A 24,872-nucleotide genomic window follows, 5' to 3' on the forward strand; every position below is an offset into this window, starting at 1 on the left:
ATAGAAAAATGTAAAAAGGCCTAAGAGGCCTTTTTTGTTTTTGGGTCAATTTACTCTGGTTAATTCTTAAAATAAGATAAAATTTCTAGAAAAATATTGAAATAACATTTCATGATCGTTAAGATTATTTGTTGAATATTACTTTTATTACAAAAGGAGAGAGGAAATGAAAAAAAGAAAGAGGCAGAACTTTAAAAGGTTCATTGCAGTATTTTTAGTGTTGGCTTTAATGATTTCATTATTGCCAGTAAATGTACTGGCAAAAACCACAGAAGAAGAGACTGGAAATCGTATTGTTGCCGATGATCCAGAAGAAACTCCTCGGAATGAACAAACTGAGGAAGCCGTACCTTTTGATCCAAAAGATATAAACAAAGAGGGTGAGATCACCTCAGAAAGAACAGAAAATACAAAGCTGTATTATGAAGGCGACGGTGTCTATAAACAGGAAGTATACCTTGATCCCATTCATACAAAGGAAACACCGAATGCTGACTGGGAAGACATTTCTCCTGAGTTAAAAGAATCGACAAGCAAACAAGTCGAGACAGAGAATGCCATTTTGAATTCAGATTTTCAAAAGCAAATGAAGAACGGGCTTTATGCGACTTTTGAGCATAATGACCATAAGGTTACATATTCACTTGTAGAAGCGAAAGGCCCAAATAAAACTTCACTTACTCCGAAAGATACCTCAGCAGATTATAAGACTGACAGTAATGAGATTGTTTATCCGGATGTTTTTCCGAATATTGATCTTCAGACTTTCACATTCAATGAAAACATAAAAGAAGATTTAGTCCTTCATCAATATGATGGATACAACACATTTACATTTCAGGTAAAAACCGATTTGCAGGCTAAAGAACAAGAGGATGGATCCATTGATTTTTCTGATGAAAAAGGTAAAGTTGTTTTTTCTGTGCCTAAGCCTTTTATGACGGATTCAAAGTTAGATGAACTTTCTGGCGAGGTTGGACGGTCGGACAAAGTCAGCTATAAGCTGGATAAGAATGAAGAAGGGTATTTGCTTCATCTCACGGCAGACGAGAACTGGCTGAAGGACCCAGAACGCGTATATCCAGTATCTATCGACCCGTCAACATCTTTATCTGTTTCATCAGATACGTTTGTCATGAGTGCCTATCCGACAACGAACTACTCGGCGTCCTCTCAAAAGTGGGATGCTAACTTAAAGTCTTATGTGCTGAAAACGGGCTACTATGACAAAACAACAGGCACAAACTATGCGTTCATGAAATTTAATAACCTAAAACCAATTCAAAATATGACTGTCACCAAAGCTACATTAAAAACATACGTCGCCCATTCCTATTATGGAGCAAAGGCAACCGGTCTTTGGCTAGATACAGTTAACAGCAATTATGATAATGGAAAAGTGACATGGAATACCAAACCGGCATCGAAAAATATTGGAAAAGCTGAGGTTCATAAAGGACAGTGGGCAAGTTACGATGTGACCGCTGCTGTAAAGTCATGGAACTCCGGCGGGGCCAACTATGGATTTAAGCTTCATACAAACGGAAACGGCAAGGAATATTGGAAAAAACTGATTTCATCAGCGAACTCCGCCAATAAACCGTATATTGAAGTGACGTATACCATTCCAAAGGGAAACACACCTACAATTAAAGCCTATCACAACGGCGATTCCACTGGTTATTTTGATATCAGCTGGAAAAAGGTTGAAGGTGCGAAAGGGTATAAAGTATGGATTTACAATGGTAAAGAGTATCAAGCAATCTCTGCAGGAAACGTCACGTCGTGGAGCACAAAAGGAAAAAAGATCTGGCCCACGAGCGCAGAAATTGCTTCCAAGCGATATAAACTGCATGTGGACGGCAAGGACGGAGCTGAATTGGCATTAGATCCATCCCCGGTCTATAAGAATTCCGGCGGAAGCTATGCCACAAGCAAAAACTATTGGATCGGCGTCAGTGCAATATTTGATCAGGGAGAAGGAGCGATGTCCGCACCGGCAAAGCCCGTTATCCCTAATGTAGGAAAAGCACAAGCACCGTCAACCAAGGGCTATAATAATGGGAATGCCACAGGGTACTTTGATCTTTCTTGGAAAGCTGTATCAGGAGCCGCCGGCTATAAAGTTCAGGTGTTCAATGGGAAAGGCTTTGAGACACTTGATCTGGGAAATCAGACGTCTTGGACCACCAAGGGGAAAAAGATCTGGCCGACAAGTTCAGAAATTAAAGCGGGAAAATATGCTCTTCATCTAAAAGACGGAAACGGAGCAGAGCTGCCAATCAATCCCGGCCCAACTTATAAAAACGCCGGAGGAGACGGAGCAAAAAAAAATTACTCGTTTAAATTGATCGCATATAACAAAGACGGTGAAGCCATTGCATCCCCGGCTGCTAACCCGGCGCTTCCTGATATCGCTAGGCCAAAGAATTTAACTGGCTATTTGTATACAAATACAAAATCGAGTCAAACGGGCTATGTGAATTTGATATGGGAAAAGGTTCAAAATGCGAAAGGCTATAAAGTTAACATTTACAACGGTAAGGAATATCAGTCCTTTGATGTGGGTGACGCGGATCATTGGACAACCCAAAATAAAAACATCTGGCCGACTTCTGAGGAAATTAAAGCCGGAAGCTATAAGCTGCATACAGATGGAAAAGGCGGAGAATTAGCTCTTGATCCGTCACCTGTCTATAACAATGCAAATGGGAATTACAAAGGGAAGAAGAATTATTCTTTCACTCTTTCCGCCTATGATGCGAATGGTGAAACGATTCCGACGGCTCCCTTTAACCCAACGTTCCATGAAGGCGCAGAATTCCTTGGAACAGAAGAATACTGGTCTATCATTGATATCCCAAGCGGCCAGTTAAATGGTGCGACAGGCAATGTTATTGTGAGTGAAGAAGACCTGTCAATTGACGGGCGCGGACCGGGACTTGGCTTATCGAGAACCTACAACAGTCTTGACAGCTCTGATCACTTATTTGGACAAGGCTGGTATGCTGATGCTGAAACATCTGTTATCCCGACGGACGGCGGGGCAATGTATATTGATGAAGACGCTACTACACATCGATTTACTAAAAAAGCCGATGGCACATATCAGCCGCCGACCGGTGTCTATCTTGAATTAACAGAAACAGCTGACCAGTTCATATTAAAAACAAAGGATCAAACAAACGCTTATTTCAATAAAAAAGGCGGCAAGCTTCAAAAAGTAGTGGATGGCCACAACAATGCAACTGTCTACACTTACAATGACAAAAATCAACTGACAGCCATTACAGATGCATCAGGCCGCAAGCTTACATTCACATATGATGAAAACGGTCATATGACTTCCATCACCGGACCTAAAAATAAGAAAGTAACCTACTCATATGAGAATGATTTGCTGAAGAAAGTCACTGATACAGACGGGACTGTCACAAGCTATGACTATGATGGCGAAGGACGCCTTGTCAAACAATATTCAGCCAACAGTACCGAAGCAAAGCCTGTCTTTACCGAATATCAGTATAGCGGGCACCGTCTCGATAAAGCGATCAACGCTAAGAAAGAAACATATGTTTATAGCTATGATGCTGATAAAAAGACGCTTCTCATGACACAGCCGAATGGCCGGAAAGTACAGTACAGCTATAATGAAGCGGGAAATCCGATTCAGGTCATTGATGATGCGGAAGGGTTAAAAATTACAACGAATACAAAGTATGAAGGCAACAATGTCGTAGAAGATGTAGATCCAAACGACGTCGGAACAGGAAAAGCAACGGAAAGCTATCAATATGACAAAGATGGCAACGTTACGTCTGTTAAAGACGCATATGGAACTGAGACATACGAATACAACAAAAACAACGATGTCACAAAGATGAAGGATACCGAGGGGAACGTCACAGATATTGCCTATGACGGACTGGATGCTGTATCCGAAACCGATCAGAGCGGAAAATCATCTTCAGCAGCTGTTTATGATAAATACGGAAATCAGATTCAATCCAGCAAAGATTTATCAGCTTCAACCAATATTTTGAAAGATGGAAGCTTTGAAGCACAAAAATCCGGCTGGAATCTGACTGCTTCTAAAGACAGCGGCAAAATCTCAATTATCACCGATAAAAGCGGGGTTCTTTCCGGATCAAAGGCATTGGAAGTCTTGAGCCAATCAACGTCTGCCGGAACAGATCACGGATATTCGTCAGCGACACAAACAGTTGAACTGGAGCCGAATACCACCTATACATTAAGCGGGAAAATCAAAACAGATCTAGCGAAATCAAGAGCCTACTTTAACATTGATTTGCGAGACAAAGATCAAAAACGAATTCAATGGATTCACAATGAATACAGCGCATTAGCCGGAAAAAATGACTGGACAAAACGACAAATTACTTTTACGACTCCTACGAATGCAGGAAAAGCTGTTGTGTATATGGAAGTGGACCATAAAGATAAGAATGGCAAAGGGAAAGCATGGTTTGATGAAGTTCAGCTGGAAAAAGGCGAAGTATCATCAAGCTATAACCCAGTACAAAACAGCAGTTTCACAGCAGCAACGGAAAACTGGAGCGTAAGCGGGGCATCCGTTGATTCTGAAGAAGGCTTTAATGATAATGTATCATTAAAAGCTGCCCGGACCAGTGCGTCCCAAGCCGGATCAGTAACAAAACAAACCGTTGTCTTAGGGCAAAGCGCAAACGACAAACCGGTTTATCTCACACTGACAGGCATGTCGAAAGCAAGCAGTGTCAAGTTCACAGATGAAAAAGACTATTCTTTGCAGGCTAATGTCACTTATACGGACGGCAGCACAGGCGTCTACAATGCGAAATTCCCTTCTGGAACACAGGAATGGAACCGCGCAGCTGTGGTTATACCAAAAACAAAGCCGATTAATAAAGTCGATATCAGCATACTGTTCCAAAAGAGCGCAACAGGAACAGTGTGGTTTGATGATATCCGTCTGATTGAAGGAAGCCTTCTAACAAAAAGCACGTATGACAGCAATGGAAACTATGTGACCAAGGAAGAGGACGAACTAGGTTACGCCACTTCAACTGATTACGATGAAACTGGTAAGAAAATTGCTGAAACGGATGCTAAAGGTGAAAAAACAACCTATACGTATGATCAGGCAGACCAATTGACAAACATGACGCTCTCCAACGGCACGTCTATCCTTCACAGCTATGATAAGGAAGGCAATGAGGTAAGCAAAACCATCCGGGCGGGAGCAGATCAAACCTATAAATATGAATATGATGTCATGGGCAAGCTTGTCAAAACAACTGACCCACTGGGCAATGTGCTAGCAAGCGAATATGATGCCAACAGCAACCTGACCAAAACCATTTCACCGAATGGCAACGAAGTGTCTCTTTCTTATGATGGAACAGACCGGGTGAAATCAAAATCGTATAACGGTACAGAAAAGTACAATTTTACGTATGACAAAAATGGAAATGAAACGTCAGTCGTCAATAAAGAGCAGAACACCACAAAGAAACGGACATTTGACAACAAAAACCGTTTAACCGAATTGACTGACCGCGGCGGCAGCCAAACTTGGACATATCCTAGTGACTCCGATAAGCTGAAAACCTTCTCATGGAGCCATGGGGACCAAAAAGGAACGAATCAATTTACGTATAACAAACTGGATCAAATGATTGAGATGAAAGACAGTACATCTTCATATTCATTTGATTATGATGAAAATGGGAACGTCCAAACCTTTATTACAGGCAACGGCGGCGGAACAAGTTTTTCTTATGACGAAAGAAACATTGTAAGCTCGCTGCATATCGGCGACAAAAACGGCGGAAGCATTCTGACAGAAAGCTATGAATACGATGCCAACGGAAACCGTACCACGATAAACAGCTCTGCAAGCGGCAAGGTGCAATATGAGTATGGAAAGCTGAATCAGCTTGTCAAAGAAACCCATGAAGATGGTACTGTCATTGAATACACATATGACGTATTCGGGAACCGGAAAACCGTTACAACTGTAAAAGACGGTTCAAGCAAAACGGTGAACGCTTCCTTCAACATCATGAACCAGCTGACAAAAGTCAATGATGAAAGCATCTCTTACGATAAAAACGGCAACCGCACATCCGACGGCAAATTCACATATATATGGGATGCAGAAGATAACCTGACCGCCGTTACAAAAAAAGGCGAAGACAAGCCATTCGCAACATATAAGTATGACGAAAAAGGAAACAGAATTCAAAAAACCGTCAACGGAAACGTCACGAACTACTTCTATGACGGAGACAGTTTGAACGTCTTGTATGAAACAGACGCGGACAACAAAGTCACAAAATCATACACGTACGGTGACAGCGGCCAGCTGTTATCCTACACGGAGAATGGCAAGAAATATTTCTATCACTACAACGCACACGGAGACGTCATCGCGATCTCAGACAGCACTGGAAAAACTGTTGCCAAGTATCAATACGACGCATGGGGAAATCCAACAAAAACCGAAGCAAGCGATGAAGTAAAAGACAACCGCTACCGCTACGCAGGCTACCAATACGACGAAGAAACCGGCCTGTACTATCTCATGGCCCGCTACTACGAGCCAAGAAACGGCGTGTTCCTCTCACTTGACCCAGACCCCGGCAGTGACGGTGATTCATTGGATCAGAATGGGTATACTTATGGAAATAATAACCCGGTGATGAATGTTGACCCGGATGGGCATTGGGTATGGATGGTAGCAGGTGCTTTAATTGGAGGAGTCTCTTCTTACAAAGCTGCCAAGGCAAAGGGAGCAAGAGGTTGGAGGTTAGTTGGATCTGTAGCCTTAGGTGCTGCTGGCGGAGCAATCGGAGGAAACTATCTACGAGTAGGACGTACTCTATATAAGGCTGGAAAATTATCTAAAACATACTGGAATGCTAGAAAAGTTGCAAAGGCAAACAAAGGTGTAATTAAAAGGGCTAAAACTAAAAAAGGTTGGGTAGTTACTACTAAAAAACATACAGTAAGGTTAATGGGGAAGAATTCTGGTCAACGAAAGAAACCATACTATAGAATGTCAGTTAGAAATAAAGGTCCTTTAAATGCAAAAGGGCATTTCTCAAATAATCCTTCTGAGACTCATATAAAGTTAAGATGGTCATCATATAGAAATATAAATAAACGCTTGCGCAGTAAGTCACACAGAAGATAATAGTATCAGTGTAATTAAATCTATAAATCAAATGTAAAGATCATTTAGGGGTTAATAATAGCAATTAACATAGTTAGAGATGCAGATGGTTATACAGGTGAATTCTACTTAAGAATCTTGTCTAAGTTTCCATCTGCATTTACAAACCTTTTTACTTAATTAAAGTGAGGAGAATGTTATAACATGAACAGTATTGAACAATGGATAGACTATATAAATCACGATGTTAATTGCTTTATGTACGATATTAATTTTGAATACCTAGAGAATAGATTAACTCTTTATCTTAAGTTATATGAAGAAGGAGAAAAAGCCACTTTAAAAGAAATTTCATTTAAGGATATAAATGGGATTTATTGCAATTTTAGTGTTCATAACAAGTTTGATAAAACTATACCCATTGATACTAATTGGTACCTTGAAGAAATCAGTTATTTCAAAGAAGGAATTGGGAAACTACAAAATGGTATATTAGGTAATCAAGTCTCAAATGCTAATTTTCTTATAGAAATTAACGGGACTTTACTTGCCATAGAATCTAATTGTGTATCCTTTGATTCTAAAGAATATCAAGTGTTTCATAGTTATGAAAAAACTGAAAAAAACCAAAGAAATAATATAGTGGCTGGGATCAAGAAATTTCTTTCAAGGAGGCAGGATTTAAGTGAATAATCCAATACAAAAGCATCTGATTGATTCAGAATTCACCGTATTAAAAACAGATTTTCATTTCTTTAAAAAAGAATTTATTCTTTATTTAGAGATGGATACGAAGGGAAAGAAGCAGCAGCATCGTATTTTATTCAAGAATGTATCATCATTATTTTTTTATGCCGGCAAGGAATCGTCTTTAAAAGAATTTGCTGATGGGGAAAGATGGATTTTAAATTCATTCTCTTACTATCCGCAGGGTATTGGAACATTATATCATCCTTTAATTGAAGATTATGAATCGAATGCAAACGTTTTGATTGGGATTAATCAAGCAGTGTATGCAGTTGAAACTGAAAGGGTTTTCTTTGATTCAACCGAAATATATGCTTCAACATAGAAGTGATCGTAATGATGACATGGAAAAAAACCTTTGTTAAAATGTTGCGGATTTTAAAAGTCGAATTGAGAGGAATATAATCATTACACTTATTTTAATCTATATCTTTTTTATGAGCGGCAGTATCTATCATGGAGGAAACACTTGACGAGGAAGGCATCCGTAGAATGAAGACTTGCTGTCAGTGGCAATCGAGGTTTTGACATATATGAAGACTGGCGACGATGATTGGGATGATGAAGTATACGATGAGCTTTTGGATGCGCTTGAACAAAAGGGACTTACCGAATCAGACGAGATTGAATTGGACTGGGAAGAAGAAGATTTGCCTGAAAGGTTTCCAAAACTGTGGGAGCGTTTTGAGGATAACCCGCTGGGTGAGTTTTAAATAGTAGAATATAAAGCTTGTATCATTAAGCGATACAAGCTTTTTTTAGAACAAATCTGAATGATAAATGACAAAGAAAACAAGAGAAAGATTAATCAAATTAAAAGAACTTGAGAAATTGACGGCGGAGGGATTGCGGCTCATGCAAAAAAGATTAATCGAAAAACTCGATGAGAATAAAAGACGTTTGTTGAAAAGCGAAATCAAAGAAAAACTAGTCCCTTGCGCAGAAAGAGGCTTCAGTTATCGCTTTGCTGATCTGGCGAAAAGCAAGCAGTTGCTTGAACTGGTGTTATCAAATTCAATACCAGCCAACACCTGTGAGATTGATGCTCCCGGAAAAACGGAAGCGAAACAGCTGATCTTGAAAACATCTCAGTCCTATGTTGCCTATGATGACAGGGACGTTCTGCTGTTTCATCAATACAGCAACGAAATTGGTGCATTAGTTTGTACCTTCGGAAAATGTCTCGAGCACCTTGATGGCTTATTGGAATGTATTGAGTTCGACAAAGGGCTTCTCCATCATAGTTTTATTTTGGTTGAGCCAGAGTGTCAGTTTGGTTTATGTATATTGCACACGGAATACGGATGCGAGCTTGTTTATTGGTAGATGCTTTCCTAGGAAGAATCCTTTTGGAATGTATCTAATCAGTACGGTGCTTTGCATACTATTAATAAATCATTTAATACTTGAATACGTGGTGATCAAATTGAGCGAGCCAAAGCTAATAGAATGCATAAATAAAATCAAAAGTGTCTTAAATGGACAAACAACAAGAGAAGAAGTGTCAGGTTGGGCGGGCACTTATGTTTATGCGGATGACCCCGAAGTAGAAGACGATAGAGTCTGGGATATGTTAATCCTTCTAAGCGGGATTGATTTGAAAGATTCTCCTGAAAATTTTTTGCATTCAACAGATGATTTAAATGATTGGTTAAAACAATATATGGAGTGAGTAATTTGTTTTCTGCTTGGTGGTAAGGCGTTATTGATTAAAAAGAGGTAGGAGATGACAATGTACAAAACAATTATTGAATGGGTTGATTATATAGATGAGGGGTGCAGTGTCCTTCATTTAGATTTTAATGTGTTTAAAAAAGAGCTCTCACTTAATATCAAGGTTTTTGAAAGTGAAGCTGAATATACGCATAAAATATTATTCCAAAATGTGGCATCTACTTATTATAGTGCAGATGTTGGCGACATGAGATTAGAAAAAATTATTCCAGAAGAATATAATTGGCAAATATTTGAGTTCAGTTATCACCCAGAAGGGATCGGAAACCTTTCGAATTCTAAAATTGAACACTACCATTCAAACGCTAATTTTCTTATAAATATGAACAGCATGTTGATTGCTATAGAATCTGAAACAGTTAGCTTTGATGATCAATCGTTTTATGCATATCATTCAAATCTTAAATAAATCCATTACATAAGAAAGGTTATCAGCCTCACTTTTCTTATACGGCATAAAAGCAGCCATACAAAATGTAAATGGCGATGTCATCGCGATTTAAGACCAAATTGGAAAGTAGCCAAATATCAATACGATTAATGAAACCAGGCTGTAATATCTTATGTCGTGGTCCGTTACTAATAGCTAATAAATGGATTATTCTTATCACTTCATTTCTAACCTGGGAGCATATCAATGAAAAAATTAAACATGAATAAAATCATTAATATAAATACCCAAGATTGTTTTTTCTATGTCGATTCACAAGGTCGTGTCTACATTGGAAAAGGTGTGAAGGGTGATATTACCATTTCAATCTATGATCCTTCTGGTGCTGTTCGGGATTTTAAAGTAAAAGAGAAGATTGCATACAATGATATTCAGCTCTTTCAACAATGTGAAAATGGCTATGTCCTCGTTTATTACGAATCGTATGAGCCGAAGGTAAAGGTTTTTTCAGAAGAGGGAAGGGTGAAAAGTGCTTTTCACTTGCCTTCCGGGGTTTCCTGCTGTCTTTTGGATGAGAAACAACAGCTTTGGGTCGGTTTATGTGATGAAGGGATTTATCATGATGAGAATCCCAACGGCCATAGTGTGTGGTGTTTTACGTTAGATGGTAAGCAGAAGGAAATGTATATTGATAGAAAGCTTGAAGAAATGGATGCACCGGTTGTAGATGAATGTTATGGCTTGCAGAAAAAAACGGATTGATTTATATGCTGTATTACGGAGAAGGGTGTGGATTCTGTCGGATGAGGCACCTAAATCAGAAGCACTTGATCAGTTCACAGTATCTAAAGAAGGTTTTTGGATCGGGACGGTCAACTGTTACAGAGCAGACCTTAAGCCGTCTCTTTATTTGATTTCTACCGATGTGAGTCAAGAGATGGAAGAGATAACATGCTGTGACTCGAACGGTGAAGCCCTAGACGTTCAACAGCTGAAACTGACAAGTAACGCTGTTTACGCAGTGACCTCTTCTGGTGTCTATATGCAGGATATCCAATAATGTCAAAGGGTGGGATGATGATGAATTGGCGCGCTTTAAGTCAGACAAAACAAGACCGCATCTGGTCAGAAGTGAACCAGCTCATAAAATGGAAGCCCGGAAGCAGATTTCATCACATCATCCCGCCTGATCCATATCGAGTGTTTGATATCTCAAGGGGGATGAGCAGTAAAACTGGTCATGATGATGTGAGCAGAGTGCTGAGTGAATTAGAGACTTCTATTTTAAAAGCATTTCAATCATGTACTGGAAAGAACGATGTAATGTACGCATTAGATTGGCAGCATGATGGATTTATCTTTAGCCCTCATCAGACAATGCCTAAGGATGAATTTGGCGAATGGCCTGTTCCGGTATTTCCAAACGGAGACTATTATTTCTTTTTTTATCAGGACTTTTCTTGGGGACTTTTGGGAGACCCGTGGAAATGTACAATCACTGTGTTTGGTGAAGAATTATTGAAGGCGATAGATAAATATCCGCCTATCCTGTTTCAAAATAGATGAGTGTTCTGAAAAACGAGGTGAAACATGGGCTTTTGGGAAGAGAAATATAAGAATAAAAAGATATTCGTAAGTGATGATGGTTTGGATATTTGTCACGACGCCATCGAAGATTTTCACGCTGTGTTCCTTGAACAATTGGATCGCAAGCCTACTCTAAATGAATTTGTTTATACTCTCTTTCAGGTATTAAACTCAGACGGCGATTCATTTTTTAAAGAATTAGAAGGAAAACAAGTCACCGATATCAACCTAAAGATGAAAAAAAGAACTACTTTAAGTGAAGTTAGGCCTGGTGTTGTCATTGAAATCCCTTTAAAGCAAATCAATCAGTTTACATATGCATTAGTGGTAAAAGGAGATTTGGCAGCAGATAAAAATGATGATGTTCTCATTCAGTATTTTGATATTTTTACAGAGGATCACTTGAGTAAAGATGACATTTTTCTCATGATGGCAGAAAAGCAAAGAGCCCTTTTTATTGCGAATACAGGATATACAGGCTTTCTTCAGGGGAACTGGAAGGTTGTTTCCAAGGTGCCGATAGATCTGATGAAGAAATTTGATCATTCTGCTATAACGTTTGTCATGTATGAGGATGGAAAGTATCTCATTAGCCAAGACGATTCATTAGCGGCAGAGAGTGATTTAATAGAAGTTGACAAAAAACAGGGGAAGACCTATAGCAATCCAATTGGGCTATTTGGTCATTTGAGTATTGAGGATGTCCTAAATCAATATTTCAAGGGAACCACGATGGAGGAATTGATCAAGTATGAGTTGTAAAAAGGGACTTTTATTGGGGGAGAGGTACATATGAGCAGGTATTGTCTGGAATATGCTGATTCTGATCTTTTTCTTTTAAATGATTTTTTCAAACAATTCCCTCTCCCTATCACTGAGTATAATTGGGTCATTGGCGATATTTTGAATATGATGGATTTATCCGAGGATAAGAATCATTGGAACGATATCATTGGCGAGCGTGAAGACTATCTTTTTATCACAGGTGAGGAATTTCATCGTATATTAAATGAATTTGAGATTTATGTGATATTTTCTATTTTAACTGCTGTGCCTAAAGAGACGATACCGTACGATTTAACACGAGTTCCGTTTGTTGATGGGAATGCTGACTTTTATGAAGATGACTATATCTCCCCTGTGAAAGAATGTGTTTTTGAAGTCGGTTTTTTTGATTCATCAGATCTTATTTTTACAGTTAATGAAGAAGGAATAGAAAGGATGTTAAAGGCTGCATTCCCTGATTTGAAGCCTTACTGTGAGTATGGAGTATAGGGAAGCATCAAACGGAGGAATCAAAATTGGCAAATGAATTGAATATTTCTGAAGTTTCTCCAATTTTGTTACAGCATATCAAGAAATGGCGTCTTTATCGAGAAACAGATAGAGACGCCATTTATACGATTGAGTTAGCAGTTGTTTATCATTTCCGTTCAATTATTTTTACATTCAAAGACGTTTCAGCCGTTACGATACGAGATTTGGAAACCCTAAAGGACATGTCTGATGTGCTTCTCCGTATAAAACCGCAGCCGCAAGGCATCTACCTTGTGGAAGAATGGGAGGAGGAGACGTTCCGCTTTTATTGCCGGCGATATGAGGTGACGGGAGGGAGCGGACCGCATGTTTGAAAAGATGAGAAAGAGAAAGCAAGAGCTTGAAGAAAAGCCGTATCCTGATGAATTGTACGGCTTTGAAGCGGATATATATGAGTTTTTTATGCTTGTTGCTGGCAGTTTGGGTTATGTGCTGGCGAATAAAAGGATGCCCCGGCATCAGCGGCATTCGTTGGAGAAAAGCTTTTTTGAGCTGTATCCTGACATCCCGCCGGATATGATCAAAAACGATACTGATTTGTATCATTACATTCTTTTGTATGAGCAAGTCAGACAAGAGATTTGCGCTGCGCTATCCAACTAATAAGGAGGATTTTATGGAAAAAACCTCTATAAGCAGTATCGGCAATTTGGACATGGTCGAGCTTAAGCCCAACCAAACCGTTACGTCATGCGAACTTAAAGATGCTGAGTCTTTTTATCGTTTTTGGCAGGGGCTTGCCTATGAGCAAATCATGATACAGGTGATAACGGGGGGGGCATTTATAGAAGACCTGTCAGAGTTTTTCAAAGGCTATGCTTACAAAGTGACGAAGCTGGCGAAAAGGCAATTTCATTTCCAATGCGTAGTACATGAAACAGACCGGGGCATTGCAGATTTTCTCTTTCTGTTAGCTTCCATCAATGATGATGTTTTTCTGATCACTGATCCTCAACCAGATAACAGCTATTTTTCCGAAGGGAAACTCCATTGCCTAACGGACTCAGGTGAACGGATCATGTGGTTTGAATACGATGCTGAGGAGATCTATATGGTTGGCGATGAAACATAAAAGGAGGAGGAATCCATATGAATATCACACAATACGAGAAAATGAAACAGCATCTTTCTGATGTAGATACAGGTCCATTTACATTAAACGAGTTTACTTTCTATATGAAAGAAGATGATCGTTATATTCATATTCCTGTGTTTGAATTAAAACTATCTGCTCAAACCTGTGACATTCATTTGCGGTTTGAAGACATCAGTGCATCGAAGCTGGATGATCTTGAATCCATCGATGGGGTTGAATTGGAGATTTTACCGACTGATGATCAATGGGAAAGACTCCGTTATTATGTGTATGATCAAGAAGACCAAATGAGTTTCTATTGTGGCGGATGGGATGTGATCAAGTGTGACAAGAAGTCACACTGATTTTCCCCACTTTCCAAGCGTCCTGCTTTTTGCTGCAGCATATGTCACGAGAAACGGGATAGTCACAATCAGAAAAAACAAAGGCACCCAATTTGATAATCCGGTTACATAATGGAGTGTAATGGACAAGAGAGTCAGGAAACTCAAGGTGCAGGTGACGTTTCGAACGTCTTTTTCGCTTCTTTTGTATTTCTCTCTCATGGTGGATTGATCACTATATATCGGCGAGATCCCAGGCTCAGCTGAAAAGATATGCATCCCATGGGAAGAGCAGACATATTCCCATCCGGCCGCTTCAAACATCTCGGTGTATTCCTCTAAGCTTTCTTTCTCAACATCATGATAGTCAATGCTGTATATCAACTTCCGCGGCTCAGCTTTACTAAGCTTATACCCCATAAACGCAAAAGAATCGAGCACCCATCCTTTGCTGGCCATATCACTTAGTCTCTTCATATCCTTTTCTTCTGAAAACGCCAATCCTTCAGACATCATATATTTTTTCTGTTTCATGATTAATCCCCTTTCAATTGTTGAAAAGCGCGTTCACCGTGTTCAACCATCACTTTTCTGCGCTGAATTTCTTTTTTGAGTAATTCATGGCCGTGCAAGGTGGTTTGGTACACTTTGCGGCGCGGGTTGTCATTGTTGACAAGCTCAATGATCTCTTCTTGCAGTAGCTTCTTTAACAATGTATATAAGGTAGCTGGGCCGATTGTAAAGGAGTCATCGGTCATTTCCTCAATCTCCTGCATGATCGAGTATCCGTGCTTTGGTTCCAGCAATGTTAAGACAATATAATAGGCTGGATCGGTAAGCTGATCCATTTCCTGCGGACGTTGCTTTGGCAAGGGGTCACCTCATCTCTTATATCAATGAATGATATATCACTTGTTGATATAATAAAATCTTCCTTTTTGTTTGTCAACGCAATTTTTTTCTGCATTCAGTCATCATAAAGAAACAATCACCGAGTATGCATTAATGTATGCGTTTTCATAGAGGGGGTTTCTTGATGAAAAAATGGATAGCGGCGGGTTTTGTGATGATGTTGATGCTGGGTTTTGGCGGGATTGAGAGTATGAGAGCTGCGGAGCCGACGGTGTATCAGTTTGATTTTGGAAGCGGTTCTGTTGAGCCTGATTACATTGGTGTCAGAGCGTCTAATCGCTATGACCGGTCAAAGGGCTACGGTTTTCAGACACCGGAGAATATAAAGGATGTGGCGGCGTCCGGGACTGGTGTGAAGAGTGATGCGGTCCAATTTTTGACGTATGGGACGAAAAGCGACAATACGTTTAATGTGGATCTTCCGAATGGTCTTTACGAGGTGAAGGTGACGCTCGGCAATACGGCAAGGGCCAGTGTGGCGGCGGAGGGCGTGTTTCAGGTCATCAATATGACAGGGGATGGCGCGGAGGATACGTTCCAAATTCCTGTCACCGACGGGCAGCTGAATCTGCTGGTGACCGAAGGGAAGGCGGGTACCGCTTTTACGCTCAGCGCCTTGAAAATTAAGAAATTGTCTGATCAGCCGGTGACGAATCGAACCATTTATATCGGCGGCGATTCGACGGTGTGCAATTATTATCCACTCAACAGCAGCAAGCAGGCGGGCTGGGGGCAGATGCTGCCTCACTATATCGACAAACACACCTTTCAAGTGAGAAACATGGCGTCTGGCGGGCAGATCGCGAGAGGGTTTCGAAATGACGGTCAGCTCGAGGCGATCTTGAAGTACATCAAACCGGGTGATTATTTTATCTTGCAGCTGGGCATTAATGACACAAATCCGAAGCATAATGAATCTGAAGCGGAATTTAAGGAGATTATGCGTGATATGATCCGTCAGGTGAAAGCAAAGGGTGCGGAAGTCATCCTATCAACACCTCAGGGCCGGGCGACAGATTTTACTTCTGAAGGCATCCATACGTCTGTAAACCGATGGTACAGGGCTTCTATTTTGGCTTTAGCCGAAGAGGAAAAAACGCACCTCATTGACTTGAATGTCCTCAGCTCGGCGTACTTTACATCAATCGGTCCGGAAAAAACACTCGCGCTGTATATGGACGGAGATACGCTGCATCCGAACCGCGCGGGGGCCGACGCATTGGCGCGATTGGCTGTTCAGGAGTTAAAACGCCAGGGAATCGATGGCTTTTAATACGTCATTTTTCGGCAAAACACATACGCCTTCGTTAATTAGAGTATAATGAGAACATCTGCAAGAGACAGGAGTTTATACATGAGTCATTTTAAAAACTATCAAATCAGTCATGACATTTTACGAGCATTAGAAGGACTGGGATATACAGAACCGACCAAGGTGCAGCAGAGCGTGATCCCCGCTGCCCTTGAACGAAAAGATCTTGTCGTCAAATCACAGACGGGAAGCGGGAAAACGGCTTCGTTCGGGATTCCTCTCTGTGAGCTGGCGGATTGGGATGAAAACAAGCCGCAGGCGCTTATTTTAACACCGACCCGTGAGCTGGCGGTTCAAGTAAAAGAGGATATCACGAACATCGGGAGATTTAAACGAATCAAAGCGACAGCCGTGTTTGGAAAGTCCTCCTTTGATAAACAAAAAGCTGAACTGAAGCAAAAAAGCCACATTGTTGTCGGCACGCCGGGACGTGTCTTGGATCATATCGAAAAGGGCACGCTGCCGTTAGACCGTCTCTCCTATTTGGTCATTGATGAAGCGGATGAGATGCTGAATATGGGCTTTATCGAGCAGGTGGAGGCGATTATCAAGCATCTTCCGACTGAGCGCACGACAATGCTGTTTTCGGCGACGCTGCCGGAGGATATTGAGAAATTAAGCCGTCAATACATGCAAAACCCGGAGCATATCGAAATCAAAGCGGCCGGTCTTACCACCAGGAATATTGAACATGCGGTGATTCAAGTAAGAGAAGAGAATAAGTTTGCTTTGCTGAAAGATGTGCTGATGACGGAGAATCCTGACAGCTGCATCATTTTCTGCCGGACGAAAGAGCATGTCAATCAGCTGACCGATGGATTGGATGACTTAGGATATCCATGCGACAAAATTCACGGCGGAATGATTCAGGAAGACCGGTTCGACGTCATGAATGAATTTAAACGGGGCGAGTATCGGTACCTAGTCGCGACAGATGTCGCCGCGCGCGGGATTGATATTGAAAATATCTCCCTTGTCATCAACTATGATCTGCCGCTTGAAAAGGAAAGCTACGTCCACCGCACGGGCCGGACGGGGCGTGCAGGAAACAAAGGAAAGGCCATTTCGTTTGTCACGGCCTTCGAAAAACGGTTTTTAGCCGACATAGAAGAATATATCGGGTTTGAGATTCAAAAAATAGAAGCCCCTTCTCAAGAGGAAGTGGCAAAGAAGAAACCTGATTTTCTATCTAAATTGAATGACCGTCCGGATACCAAAAAGGACAAAAGCGAAGAGCTGAATAAAGACATTATGAAGCTGTATTTTAACGGAGGAAAGAAGAAGAAAATCAGAGCCGTTGATTTTGTAGGAACGATTGCAAAAATTGATGGTGTGTCAGCTGATGACATCGGCATTATCACGATCATGGATTACGCCTCTTACGTGGAGATTTTAAACGGAAAAGGCCCTCATGTTCTCAAAGCGATGAAGAATACAACCGTCAAAGGGAAAAAGCTCAAGGTGAATAAAGCGAATAAATGATGAATGACCTGCTCCCGGTTAAAGGGGCAGGTCATTTTGCTGCTGGCTGACATCGGCACTGTTCTCTTCCGGGACAAAGGCGAGGATGACGATTCCGATCACAAACAAAATGATCAGGCTGAACACCGCAGTCGAGGATTTCCCGGTCAGCTGGGCGGTCACGGCGATGAGCAGCGGCCCCATAATCGAAGCGAATTTTCCGAAAATGTTGTAGAAACCGAAGAATTCATTGGCGTGGCGCTTTGGCACGAGCTTGGCGAAATAAGAACGGCTCAGAGCTTGAATGCCGCCCTGCGAGGTGGCGACAAGCATGGCCAGTATCCAGAAATCAAGCGTTGTCTCTAGAAAATAGGCGTACACGCAGACGATCATATAAATGACGATCCCCACGTACAGCATTGTTTTTCCCGTAAATCGTTCTGCCAATCTTCCGTATACAATGGAAAACGGCGCGGCGACGACCTGGGTGACAAACAGGATGATCAGGAGGCTTGTGGGGCTGATCCCTAAATCAGATCCATAGGATGTTGACATCGTAATAATGGTGCCGACTCCGTCGATATAAAAGAAATAAGCAAGCAAAAAGAGGAACAGCGCCCGGTACTGCTTAATCCGCTTCATCGTTTGGCCGAGCCGCTTAAAGCTGTTGATGACGATATGAGGTTCTCTTTTGATGTAATAGCGCTGATGGACATGCTTCAGCATCGGGATGGTAAACAGCCCCCACCAGGCAGCCGTTATGAAAAAGGACAATTGGCTTGCGGCAGATACAGACATCGGAATCGTCTCTGCTTGTGCAAGCAGGATGACAGCAATGCTGATGATAAATGGAATCGTGCTTCCAATGTATCCTAAGCCAAAACCCCGTGCAGAGACGAGATTCATCCGTTTTTCTGAAGTGACGTCAACGAGAAAGGCATCATAAAACACGTTGGCGCCGGAAAAACCGATAGCCGATATCGTATAAAACAGCAATAAAAGCAGCCAATGTTCACTCGGGATAAAGGCAAGCATCGCGGTACTGGCGACACCGGCTGACACAAAGAAACCGAAGAACTTTTTTTTGCACCCTTCATAGTCGGCGATCGTGCCTAAAATCGGCCCGAGCATGGCGAGAATAAACGTTGAAATCGCAATGGTATAGCCTAAATAGGCAGTCGATTGGGCAGCGCTGACACCGCTTTCCGCAACCGCTGATTTATAAAATAACGGAAACACCGCAGTGGTCACCACAATCGAATAAGCAGAATTTGCCCAGTCATATAAAACCCAGCTGTTTTCTTGTTTCGTAAAACGTTTCATCATCAGAGCCCCTCTCCGGTAACGATACTTCTATTGTACGAGAAATGGTCCTGAAAAGAATGGAATTGGCGTCATTTTTTACAAAATGTTTATGTTTTTGCCCTTCGAATCATACTTTTGATTTATTGTTGAGTGTAGGTTTATCTGGTACCATTTAACTATATTTTTGTCGTATTTTCCAGAAGAGGTTCAGTAGAGAGGAGACAGAGCATGAGGCGAATAGGCTTGTGTATAAGCCTGCTGGTCACAGTTCTTGCGATGAGCGCATGCGAAAGTGAAGGTGAGGCTCAGACGTTTGCAGATCGTGACCAAAAGATAGTAAAACAAACCGCAGCCAAACCGATGAGCAATAAGAAAAAGCAGGACTTCCAAGCCCTCCCGAGCGATAGGCAGCTGGCCGTTGTATTCAGTTCCATGATACATGTAAGCGAAGCATTTGATTATGGAATCGGCAATCCTGAATACTTCGTCCGGAGCAGCGTGACTGAAGAAGAGGCAGACATTGCGAAGGAGAACCTTGAATTGATTCAACTCGAAAACAAACCGCTCAAAAAACAAAACAGCGAGGCCTTCGCTTTGCTTCAAAAAACCCGCAATCATGAAAAGAGCCGCAACGACATTCAGCAGCTAAAAGAAAATAGAGACGCCTTTTTTGAGATCACAGACAGTATGATCAAACTCATCAGCCAAGTCACACCGAAAAACGCGAAGAAGACTAGACAGCAGCTGGATCAGCTGAAAAAACAATATACGCAATACAGCGCCGAAAGCGTCAACATCATGAACAGCATTGTTAAGAAGCAGGGAGCTGACAAAGAATCATTTGAACGCCATCTGGAGGCGCTGCTTCAAAAACAGCCCGGGCAGCCGGTGCTGAGTGAATTATATTGAACTGCTCCCCGCTCTTTCCCTGATGATATTGACCTAGTACAAAAAGAATGTACAATCAAGGTGTAGTCTGTTCTTAGTTGATTGGAGGGACATGTCATGAAAATTGCGAAGGTGATCAACAATAACGTGATCAGCGTGGTCAATGAACAGGGAAAAGAATTGGTCATCATGGGCAGGGGGCTCGCGTTCCAGAAAAAGTCCGGCGATGATGTCGATGAAGCCCGCATTGAGAAGGTGTTTACGCTCGATAACAAGGATGTATCAGAAAAATTCAAAACCCTTTTGTATGATATACCGATCGAGTGTATGGAAGTATCCGAAGAGATTATCAGCTATGCGAAACTCCGGCTCGGCAAAAAGCTCAATGACAGCATCTATGTGTCGCTGACCGATCATATTAACTTTGCTATCCAGCGTAATCGGAATGGGCTTGATATCAAAAACGCCTTGCTGTGGGAAACAAAGCGGCTGTACAAAGACGAATTTGCGATCGGCAAAGAAGCACTGGAAATGGTAAAAAACAAGACTGGCGTGTCTCTGCCGGAGGATGAAGCAGGCTTTATTGCCCTGCATATCGTAAATGCCGAGCTGAATGAAGAGATGCCCAATATCATCAACATTACAAAAGTCATGCAAGAGATTTTGAGTATCGTAAAATACCATTTTAAGATTGAATTCAACGAAGAATCACTTCACTATTATCGGTTTGTCACCCACTTAAAGTTTTTCGCGCAGCGTCTTTTTAACGGCACACACATGGAAAGCCAGGACGATTTTTTGCTGGAGACGGTGAAAGAAAAGTACCATCGCGCGTATGAATGCACGAAGAAAATCCAAACCTACATTGAGCAGGAGTATGAACACAAGCTCACCAGTGACGAGCTGCTGTATTTAACGATTCACATAGAAAGGATCGTCAAACAAACATAATGAAAGCGTTGACATTTTTATTTTCTTGTGTTAATTTTTTCTTACATTCAACATACGGTGATATTAGGATTGTTACTGATAAGCAGGCAAAACCTAAATTACAATGAGTGCGGATGATCTCTGTCTGTGCTGATGGTAATTTAGGTTTTTATTTTTTTCAGAGGGATGGTGATGACGGCGTTTTACAGAAAAAACCGAATGAGGGCGTTTCATAGGATTGTTACTGGTCAGGCAGGCAAAACCTAAACTACTTGTTCCTATTGCGATAGGGGTAGTTTAGGTTTTTTATTTTTTAGGAAGGGATGAGAGGAAAATGGGGATTCAAGCAGCGGCAAAAAATATACTACAGCTGGTTGGCGGGGAAGAAAATGTGCGTTCCCTTGTACATTGTGCGACACGCCTGCGTTTTACGCTGAACGATCGGTCGAAAGCAGATAAAGATAAAATCGAAGCTTTGGATGAAGTCGTAACTGTAGTGGAAAGCGGAGGACAGTTTCAAGTCGTGATCGGCAATCACGTTTCAGAGGTGTATCAAGAGATTGGAAGAATGTCTCATCTGCTGAATGATGACCGAGCTGAACGTTCTGCCCAGAAAGGAAATCTGTTCGGACGGCTTGTTGATATCGTATCGAGCATTTTTACACCCTTACTTGGCGTGATGGCAGGAGCGGGAATTTTAAAGGGCCTGCTGATGATATGTACAAATGCCGGCTGGCTCAAACCAGAGGAAACCACTTATACGATACTGTATGCCGCTGCGGACAGCCTGTTTTATTTTCTTCCGCTCTTGCTGGCTATTACCGCTGCCCGAAAGTTTGGCGCGAATCTATTTGTTTCTGTCACGGTTGCCGGGGCGCTTATCTATCCAACGATCATTGAGCTGAAGAACGGCAATGCAGAAACGGACTTTTTCGGGATTCCAGTCGTGTTAATGAACTATACATCAACTGTGATCCCGATCATTTTGGCGATTTTTGTGATGAGTTATGTTGAGAAGTATTTGAACCGGGTGATTCATGATAGTGTGAAAACCTTCATTACCCCGCTCGTTTGTCTTGTAACCATTGTACCGCTCACATTAATTGTATTCGGCCCGGTTGGTGTAAACGCAGGAAATGCCATCGCGTCTGCGATTCTGGCGATCTTCAGCTTTAACCCGATGCTGGCCGGCGCTGTGATCGCTGCACTTTGGCAGATCCTTGTCATCTTTGGCATCCACTGGGGGATTGTGCCGGTCATTTTAAATAACATTGCGGTCAATGGACAGGATTCGATCAAACCGGCTACAGCAGCAGCTGTATTTGCACAAACAGGAGCTGCTGTGGGTGTCATGCTGAAAACGAAAAACAAAAAATTAAAGGCGCTTGCCGGTTCCGCTGCTGTCACAGGGATCTTTGGCATTACAGAACCGGCCGTTTACGGCATCACGCTCAGGCTGAAAAAACCTTTTGTATGCGGTGTCATTAGTGCGGCCGTTGGCGGGGCGATTATCGGGCAGGCTCACAGCGTCGCCATCGCTTCAGGCGCACCTGGTCTATTGACGATCCCGATTTTCTACGGACAGGGCTTTGCCGGTTTTATCTTGGGAATCTCGGTATCTTTTATTCTATCAATCATCCTAACGTATATTGTCGGGTTTGAAGACCCTGCAGAACAAACAGATATCAAAACAGAGCCATCTGCACCCGCAGTCCGCCGGGAAGAGATCAGCAGCCCGTTAGAAGGAAAAGTGATTCCGCTAACAGAAGTGAAGGATAAAGTGTTTGCGTCTGAGACACTCGGAAAGGGAATAGCGATTTTGCCGGAGAAAGGCAGACTCGTCGCACCAGCGGATGGCGTGATATCAACCGTTTTTCCGACTGGCCATGCATTTGGAATGGTGACTGATCAGGAAACAGAAATCCTCATTCACCTCGGATTTGATACGGTGAAGCTGGAGGGTAAGCACTTTTATCCTAAGGTCGTACAGGGACAAACCGTCAAACAAGGAGACTTGCTTGCTGAATTTGACCTGGATGACTTACGAAAGGCGGGATTTGATATGAACACGCCGATCGTCATCACAAACGCAGATCAATATACCGACGTCATTCAAACAGATCAAAAGCAAGTCAAAATAGAAGAAAGAATCTTTTCTTTAATCTAAAACCATTGGAGGAACAGACAATGAACTATAAAACACTTGCAGCATTTCCGGAGCATTTTTTGTGGGGAGCATCAACTTCTGCCTATCAAGTGGAAGGCGCGTGGAACGAAGATGGAAAAGGCCCGTCAGTGATTGACGCACGCGACAGCTATCCAGAGGGAACAACTGATTTTAAAGTCGCCAGCGACCATTACCATCGCTATAAAGAAGACGTTGCGCTGTTTGCCGAAATGGGCTTTAAAGCATACCGTTTTTCCATTGCATGGACGCGGATTATTCCTGACGGTGACGGAGACATCAATCAAAAGGGAATTGAATTTTACAGCAACCTGATTGATGAGATGCTCAAATATAAGATCGAACCGATTGTTACGATGTATCACTTTGATCTGCCGAATGCCCTGCAGAAAAAAGGCGGCTGGTCGCAAAGAACGACAATTGACGCGTTTGAACGGTATTCCAAGGTGTTGTTTGAGCACTTCGGTGACCGTGTGAAGTACTGGCTGACCATCAACGAACAAAACATGATGATCCTTCATGGCAGCGCTTTAGGGACACTTGATCCGAATCTCAAAAACCCGAAAAAAGAGCTTTATCAGCAAAATCATCACATGCTGGTGGCGCAGGCAAAAGCCATGAACCTCTGCCACGACATGCTGCCGGAAGCCAAAATCGGCCCTGCTCCGAATATCGCGCTCATCTACCCAGCGTCTTCAAAACCGGAGGATATTGTGGCGGCTTTCAACTATAATGCGATTCGGAACTGGCTCTATTTAGACATGGCAGTTCATGGGCGCTACAATACGACGGCATGGGCTTATATGAAAGAAAAAGGCTATACGCCAGTCATTGAAAATGGTGACATGGAGATTCTGCAATCTGCGAAACCTGATTTTATCGCCTTTAACTACTATACCTCTCAAACAGCGGCAGCGAGCAAAGGCGACGGGTCGGATGAAGTGGCACGCGGAGGAGACCAGCATTTGAAAACGGGTGAAGACGGTGTCTACCGCGGCAGCAGCAACCCGCATTTGAAGAAAAATGACTTCGGCTGGGAGATTGACCCGGTCGGTTTCCGATCCACGCTGAGAGAAATCTATGACCGTTACCAGTTGCCATTGATCATCACAGAAAACGGGCTTGGCGCTTTTGATCAATTAGAAGAAAATGATACGGTCAATGATGATTACCGCATTGATTATTTAAAACAGCATATCGAACAAATTCAATGGGCCATCACAGACGGTGTCGATGTGTTCGGCTACTCCCCATGGTCAGCCATTGACTTGATTTCTACGCACCAAGGCTGCTCGAAACGCTACGGCTTCATTTACGTCAACCGTGATGAATTTGATCTGAAGGATCTGCGCCGAATCCGCAAGAAAAGCTTTTATTGGTATAAAGAGCTGATTGCTTCAAACGGTGAAGTGTTGAAGGGGAGTTAAAAATATAAAAATTATGAACATCGATTCATAAATGTCTTCCATGTATAATTCCGAAGACCAACTATTTGATCCTTCATCTG

22 protein-coding genes and 3 pseudogenes are annotated in these 24,872 nt (G+C 42.1%); 22 read left to right on the forward strand and 3 right to left on the reverse strand.

What is annotated here, in order from left to right:
* Nucleotides 1-166: 166 nt before the first annotated feature.
* The 16 genes and pseudogenes from wapA to LWH95_RS14470 all read left to right on the forward strand — a co-directional run.
* A complete protein-coding gene (gene wapA / locus LWH95_RS14395; protein WP_232919844.1) occupies nucleotides 167-7,198 on the forward strand; it encodes a tRNA nuclease WapA in 7,032 nt (2,343 codons plus the stop codon).
* A 183-nt stretch (nucleotides 7,199-7,381) separates the two neighbouring features.
* Nucleotides 7,382-7,870 carry a YxiG family protein gene (locus LWH95_RS14400; RefSeq protein ID WP_003236277.1) on the forward strand — a complete coding sequence of 163 codons (489 nt, stop codon included), beginning with the start codon at nucleotides 7,382-7,384 and terminating at the stop codon, nucleotides 7,868-7,870.
* Nucleotides 7,863-8,249: a YxiG family protein gene (locus LWH95_RS14405; protein ID WP_119914493.1), complete on the forward strand. Its 387-nt coding sequence runs from the start codon at nucleotides 7,863-7,865 to the stop codon at nucleotides 8,247-8,249. Before LWH95_RS14400 ends, LWH95_RS14405 begins: the two co-directional genes overlap by 8 nt.
* A gap of 208 nt (nucleotides 8,250-8,457) precedes the next feature.
* Nucleotides 8,458-8,637 carry a molybdate metabolism regulator gene (locus tag LWH95_RS14410; protein WP_232919845.1) on the forward strand — a complete coding sequence of 60 codons (180 nt, stop codon included), beginning with the start codon at nucleotides 8,458-8,460 and terminating at the stop codon, nucleotides 8,635-8,637.
* A 142-nt stretch (nucleotides 8,638-8,779) separates the two neighbouring features.
* A complete protein-coding gene (locus LWH95_RS14415; RefSeq protein ID WP_119914627.1) occupies nucleotides 8,780-9,250 on the forward strand; it encodes a YxiF family protein in 471 nt (156 codons plus the stop codon).
* Between the two features lie 28 nt (nucleotides 9,251-9,278).
* The gene (locus LWH95_RS14420) at nucleotides 9,279-9,596 is read left to right on the forward strand and encodes a hypothetical protein (protein WP_232919846.1); all 318 of its coding nucleotides are present in this window, start codon (nucleotides 9,279-9,281) and stop codon (nucleotides 9,594-9,596) included.
* Between the two features lie 54 nt (nucleotides 9,597-9,650).
* A complete protein-coding gene (locus LWH95_RS14425) occupies nucleotides 9,651-10,067 on the forward strand; it encodes a YxiG family protein (protein ID WP_232919847.1) in 417 nt (138 codons plus the stop codon).
* A 228-nt stretch (nucleotides 10,068-10,295) separates the two neighbouring features.
* A pseudogene (locus tag LWH95_RS14430) lies at nucleotides 10,296-10,622 on the forward strand (DNA-binding protein); the annotation flags it as partial.
* Nucleotides 10,623-10,694: 72 nt separating this feature from the next.
* Nucleotides 10,695-11,109, forward strand: a pseudogene (locus tag LWH95_RS14435) (hypothetical protein).
* Between the two features lie 17 nt (nucleotides 11,110-11,126).
* On the forward strand, nucleotides 11,127-11,615 hold the full coding sequence (locus LWH95_RS14440) for a DUF2716 domain-containing protein (protein WP_232919868.1): 489 nt from the start codon (nucleotides 11,127-11,129) through the stop codon (nucleotides 11,613-11,615).
* A gap of 24 nt (nucleotides 11,616-11,639) precedes the next feature.
* Nucleotides 11,640-12,398: a hypothetical protein gene (locus LWH95_RS14445; RefSeq protein WP_084992739.1), complete on the forward strand. Its 759-nt coding sequence runs from the start codon at nucleotides 11,640-11,642 to the stop codon at nucleotides 12,396-12,398.
* Between the two features lie 30 nt (nucleotides 12,399-12,428).
* Entirely contained in the window at nucleotides 12,429-12,911 is a 483-nt protein-coding gene (locus LWH95_RS14450; RefSeq protein ID WP_084992741.1) for a hypothetical protein, read from the forward strand.
* 26 nt (nucleotides 12,912-12,937) lie between these two features.
* Nucleotides 12,938-13,267, forward strand: a complete 330-nt coding sequence (locus LWH95_RS14455; RefSeq protein ID WP_148982315.1) for a hypothetical protein — start codon at nucleotides 12,938-12,940, stop codon at nucleotides 13,265-13,267.
* Nucleotides 13,260-13,556: a YxiJ-like family protein gene (locus tag LWH95_RS14460; protein ID WP_232919848.1), complete on the forward strand. Its 297-nt coding sequence runs from the start codon at nucleotides 13,260-13,262 to the stop codon at nucleotides 13,554-13,556. The genes LWH95_RS14455 and LWH95_RS14460 overlap by 8 nt, the downstream gene beginning before the upstream one ends.
* 13 nt (nucleotides 13,557-13,569) lie before the next feature.
* Nucleotides 13,570-14,025 (forward strand): hypothetical protein, encoded by a 456-nt coding sequence (locus tag LWH95_RS14465; RefSeq protein ID WP_232919849.1) that lies wholly within the window; start codon nucleotides 13,570-13,572, stop codon nucleotides 14,023-14,025.
* Nucleotides 14,026-14,042: 17 nt separating this feature from the next.
* Nucleotides 14,043-14,171, forward strand: a pseudogene (locus tag LWH95_RS14470) (hypothetical protein); the annotation flags it as partial.
* Nucleotides 14,172-14,384: 213 nt separating this feature from the next.
* Here the strand turns inward: LWH95_RS14470 and LWH95_RS14475 are convergent.
* Together LWH95_RS14475 and LWH95_RS14480 are read right to left on the reverse strand one after the other, a co-directional pair.
* Entirely contained in the window at nucleotides 14,385-14,906 is a 522-nt protein-coding gene (locus LWH95_RS14475) for a DUF2812 domain-containing protein (protein WP_148982319.1), read from the reverse strand.
* Between the two features lie 2 nt (nucleotides 14,907-14,908).
* Nucleotides 14,909-15,244: a PadR family transcriptional regulator gene (locus LWH95_RS14480; protein ID WP_232919850.1), complete on the reverse strand. Its 336-nt coding sequence runs from the start codon at nucleotides 15,242-15,244 to the stop codon at nucleotides 14,909-14,911.
* A 164-nt stretch (nucleotides 15,245-15,408) separates the two neighbouring features.
* Here LWH95_RS14480 and LWH95_RS14485 point away from each other — a divergent pair, with 164 nt between their 5' ends.
* Both LWH95_RS14485 and dbpA read left to right on the forward strand, forming a co-directional pair.
* Entirely contained in the window at nucleotides 15,409-16,557 is a 1,149-nt protein-coding gene (locus LWH95_RS14485) for a rhamnogalacturonan acetylesterase (RefSeq protein ID WP_232919851.1), read from the forward strand.
* An 81-nt stretch (nucleotides 16,558-16,638) separates the two neighbouring features.
* The gene (dbpA, locus tag LWH95_RS14490; RefSeq protein ID WP_232919852.1) at nucleotides 16,639-18,078 is read left to right on the forward strand and encodes an ATP-dependent RNA helicase DbpA; all 1,440 of its coding nucleotides are present in this window, start codon (nucleotides 16,639-16,641) and stop codon (nucleotides 18,076-18,078) included.
* An 18-nt stretch (nucleotides 18,079-18,096) separates the two neighbouring features.
* Here the strand turns inward: dbpA and LWH95_RS14495 are convergent, their stop codons facing one another.
* Entirely contained in the window at nucleotides 18,097-19,383 is a 1,287-nt protein-coding gene (locus LWH95_RS14495) for an MFS transporter (protein WP_232919853.1), read from the reverse strand.
* 207 nt (nucleotides 19,384-19,590) lie between these two features.
* Between LWH95_RS14495 and LWH95_RS14500 the strand changes: the two genes are divergently transcribed.
* The 4 genes from LWH95_RS14500 to LWH95_RS14515 all read left to right on the forward strand — a co-directional run bounded on the left by LWH95_RS14500 (nucleotide 19,591) and on the right by LWH95_RS14515 (nucleotide 24,792).
* Nucleotides 19,591-20,271 (forward strand): hypothetical protein, encoded by a 681-nt coding sequence (locus LWH95_RS14500; RefSeq protein ID WP_232919854.1) that lies wholly within the window; start codon nucleotides 19,591-19,593, stop codon nucleotides 20,269-20,271.
* Nucleotides 20,272-20,367: 96 nt separating this feature from the next.
* Entirely contained in the window at nucleotides 20,368-21,201 is an 834-nt protein-coding gene (gene licT / locus LWH95_RS14505; protein ID WP_232919855.1) for a transcriptional antiterminator LicT, read from the forward strand.
* Nucleotides 21,202-21,514: 313 nt separating this feature from the next.
* Nucleotides 21,515-23,347 carry a PTS beta-glucoside transporter subunit IIBCA gene (locus LWH95_RS14510; protein WP_232919856.1) on the forward strand — a complete coding sequence of 611 codons (1,833 nt, stop codon included), beginning with the start codon at nucleotides 21,515-21,517 and terminating at the stop codon, nucleotides 23,345-23,347.
* A 20-nt stretch (nucleotides 23,348-23,367) separates the two neighbouring features.
* Entirely contained in the window at nucleotides 23,368-24,792 is a 1,425-nt protein-coding gene (locus LWH95_RS14515) for a glycoside hydrolase family 1 protein (RefSeq protein ID WP_232919857.1), read from the forward strand.
* Nucleotides 24,793-24,872 lie beyond the last annotated feature (80 nt).

The sequence above is a fragment of the Bacillus sp. G16 genome, assembly GCF_021282335.1.
GTDB lineage: Bacteria > Bacillota > Bacilli > Bacillales > Bacillaceae > Bacillus > Bacillus inaquosorum.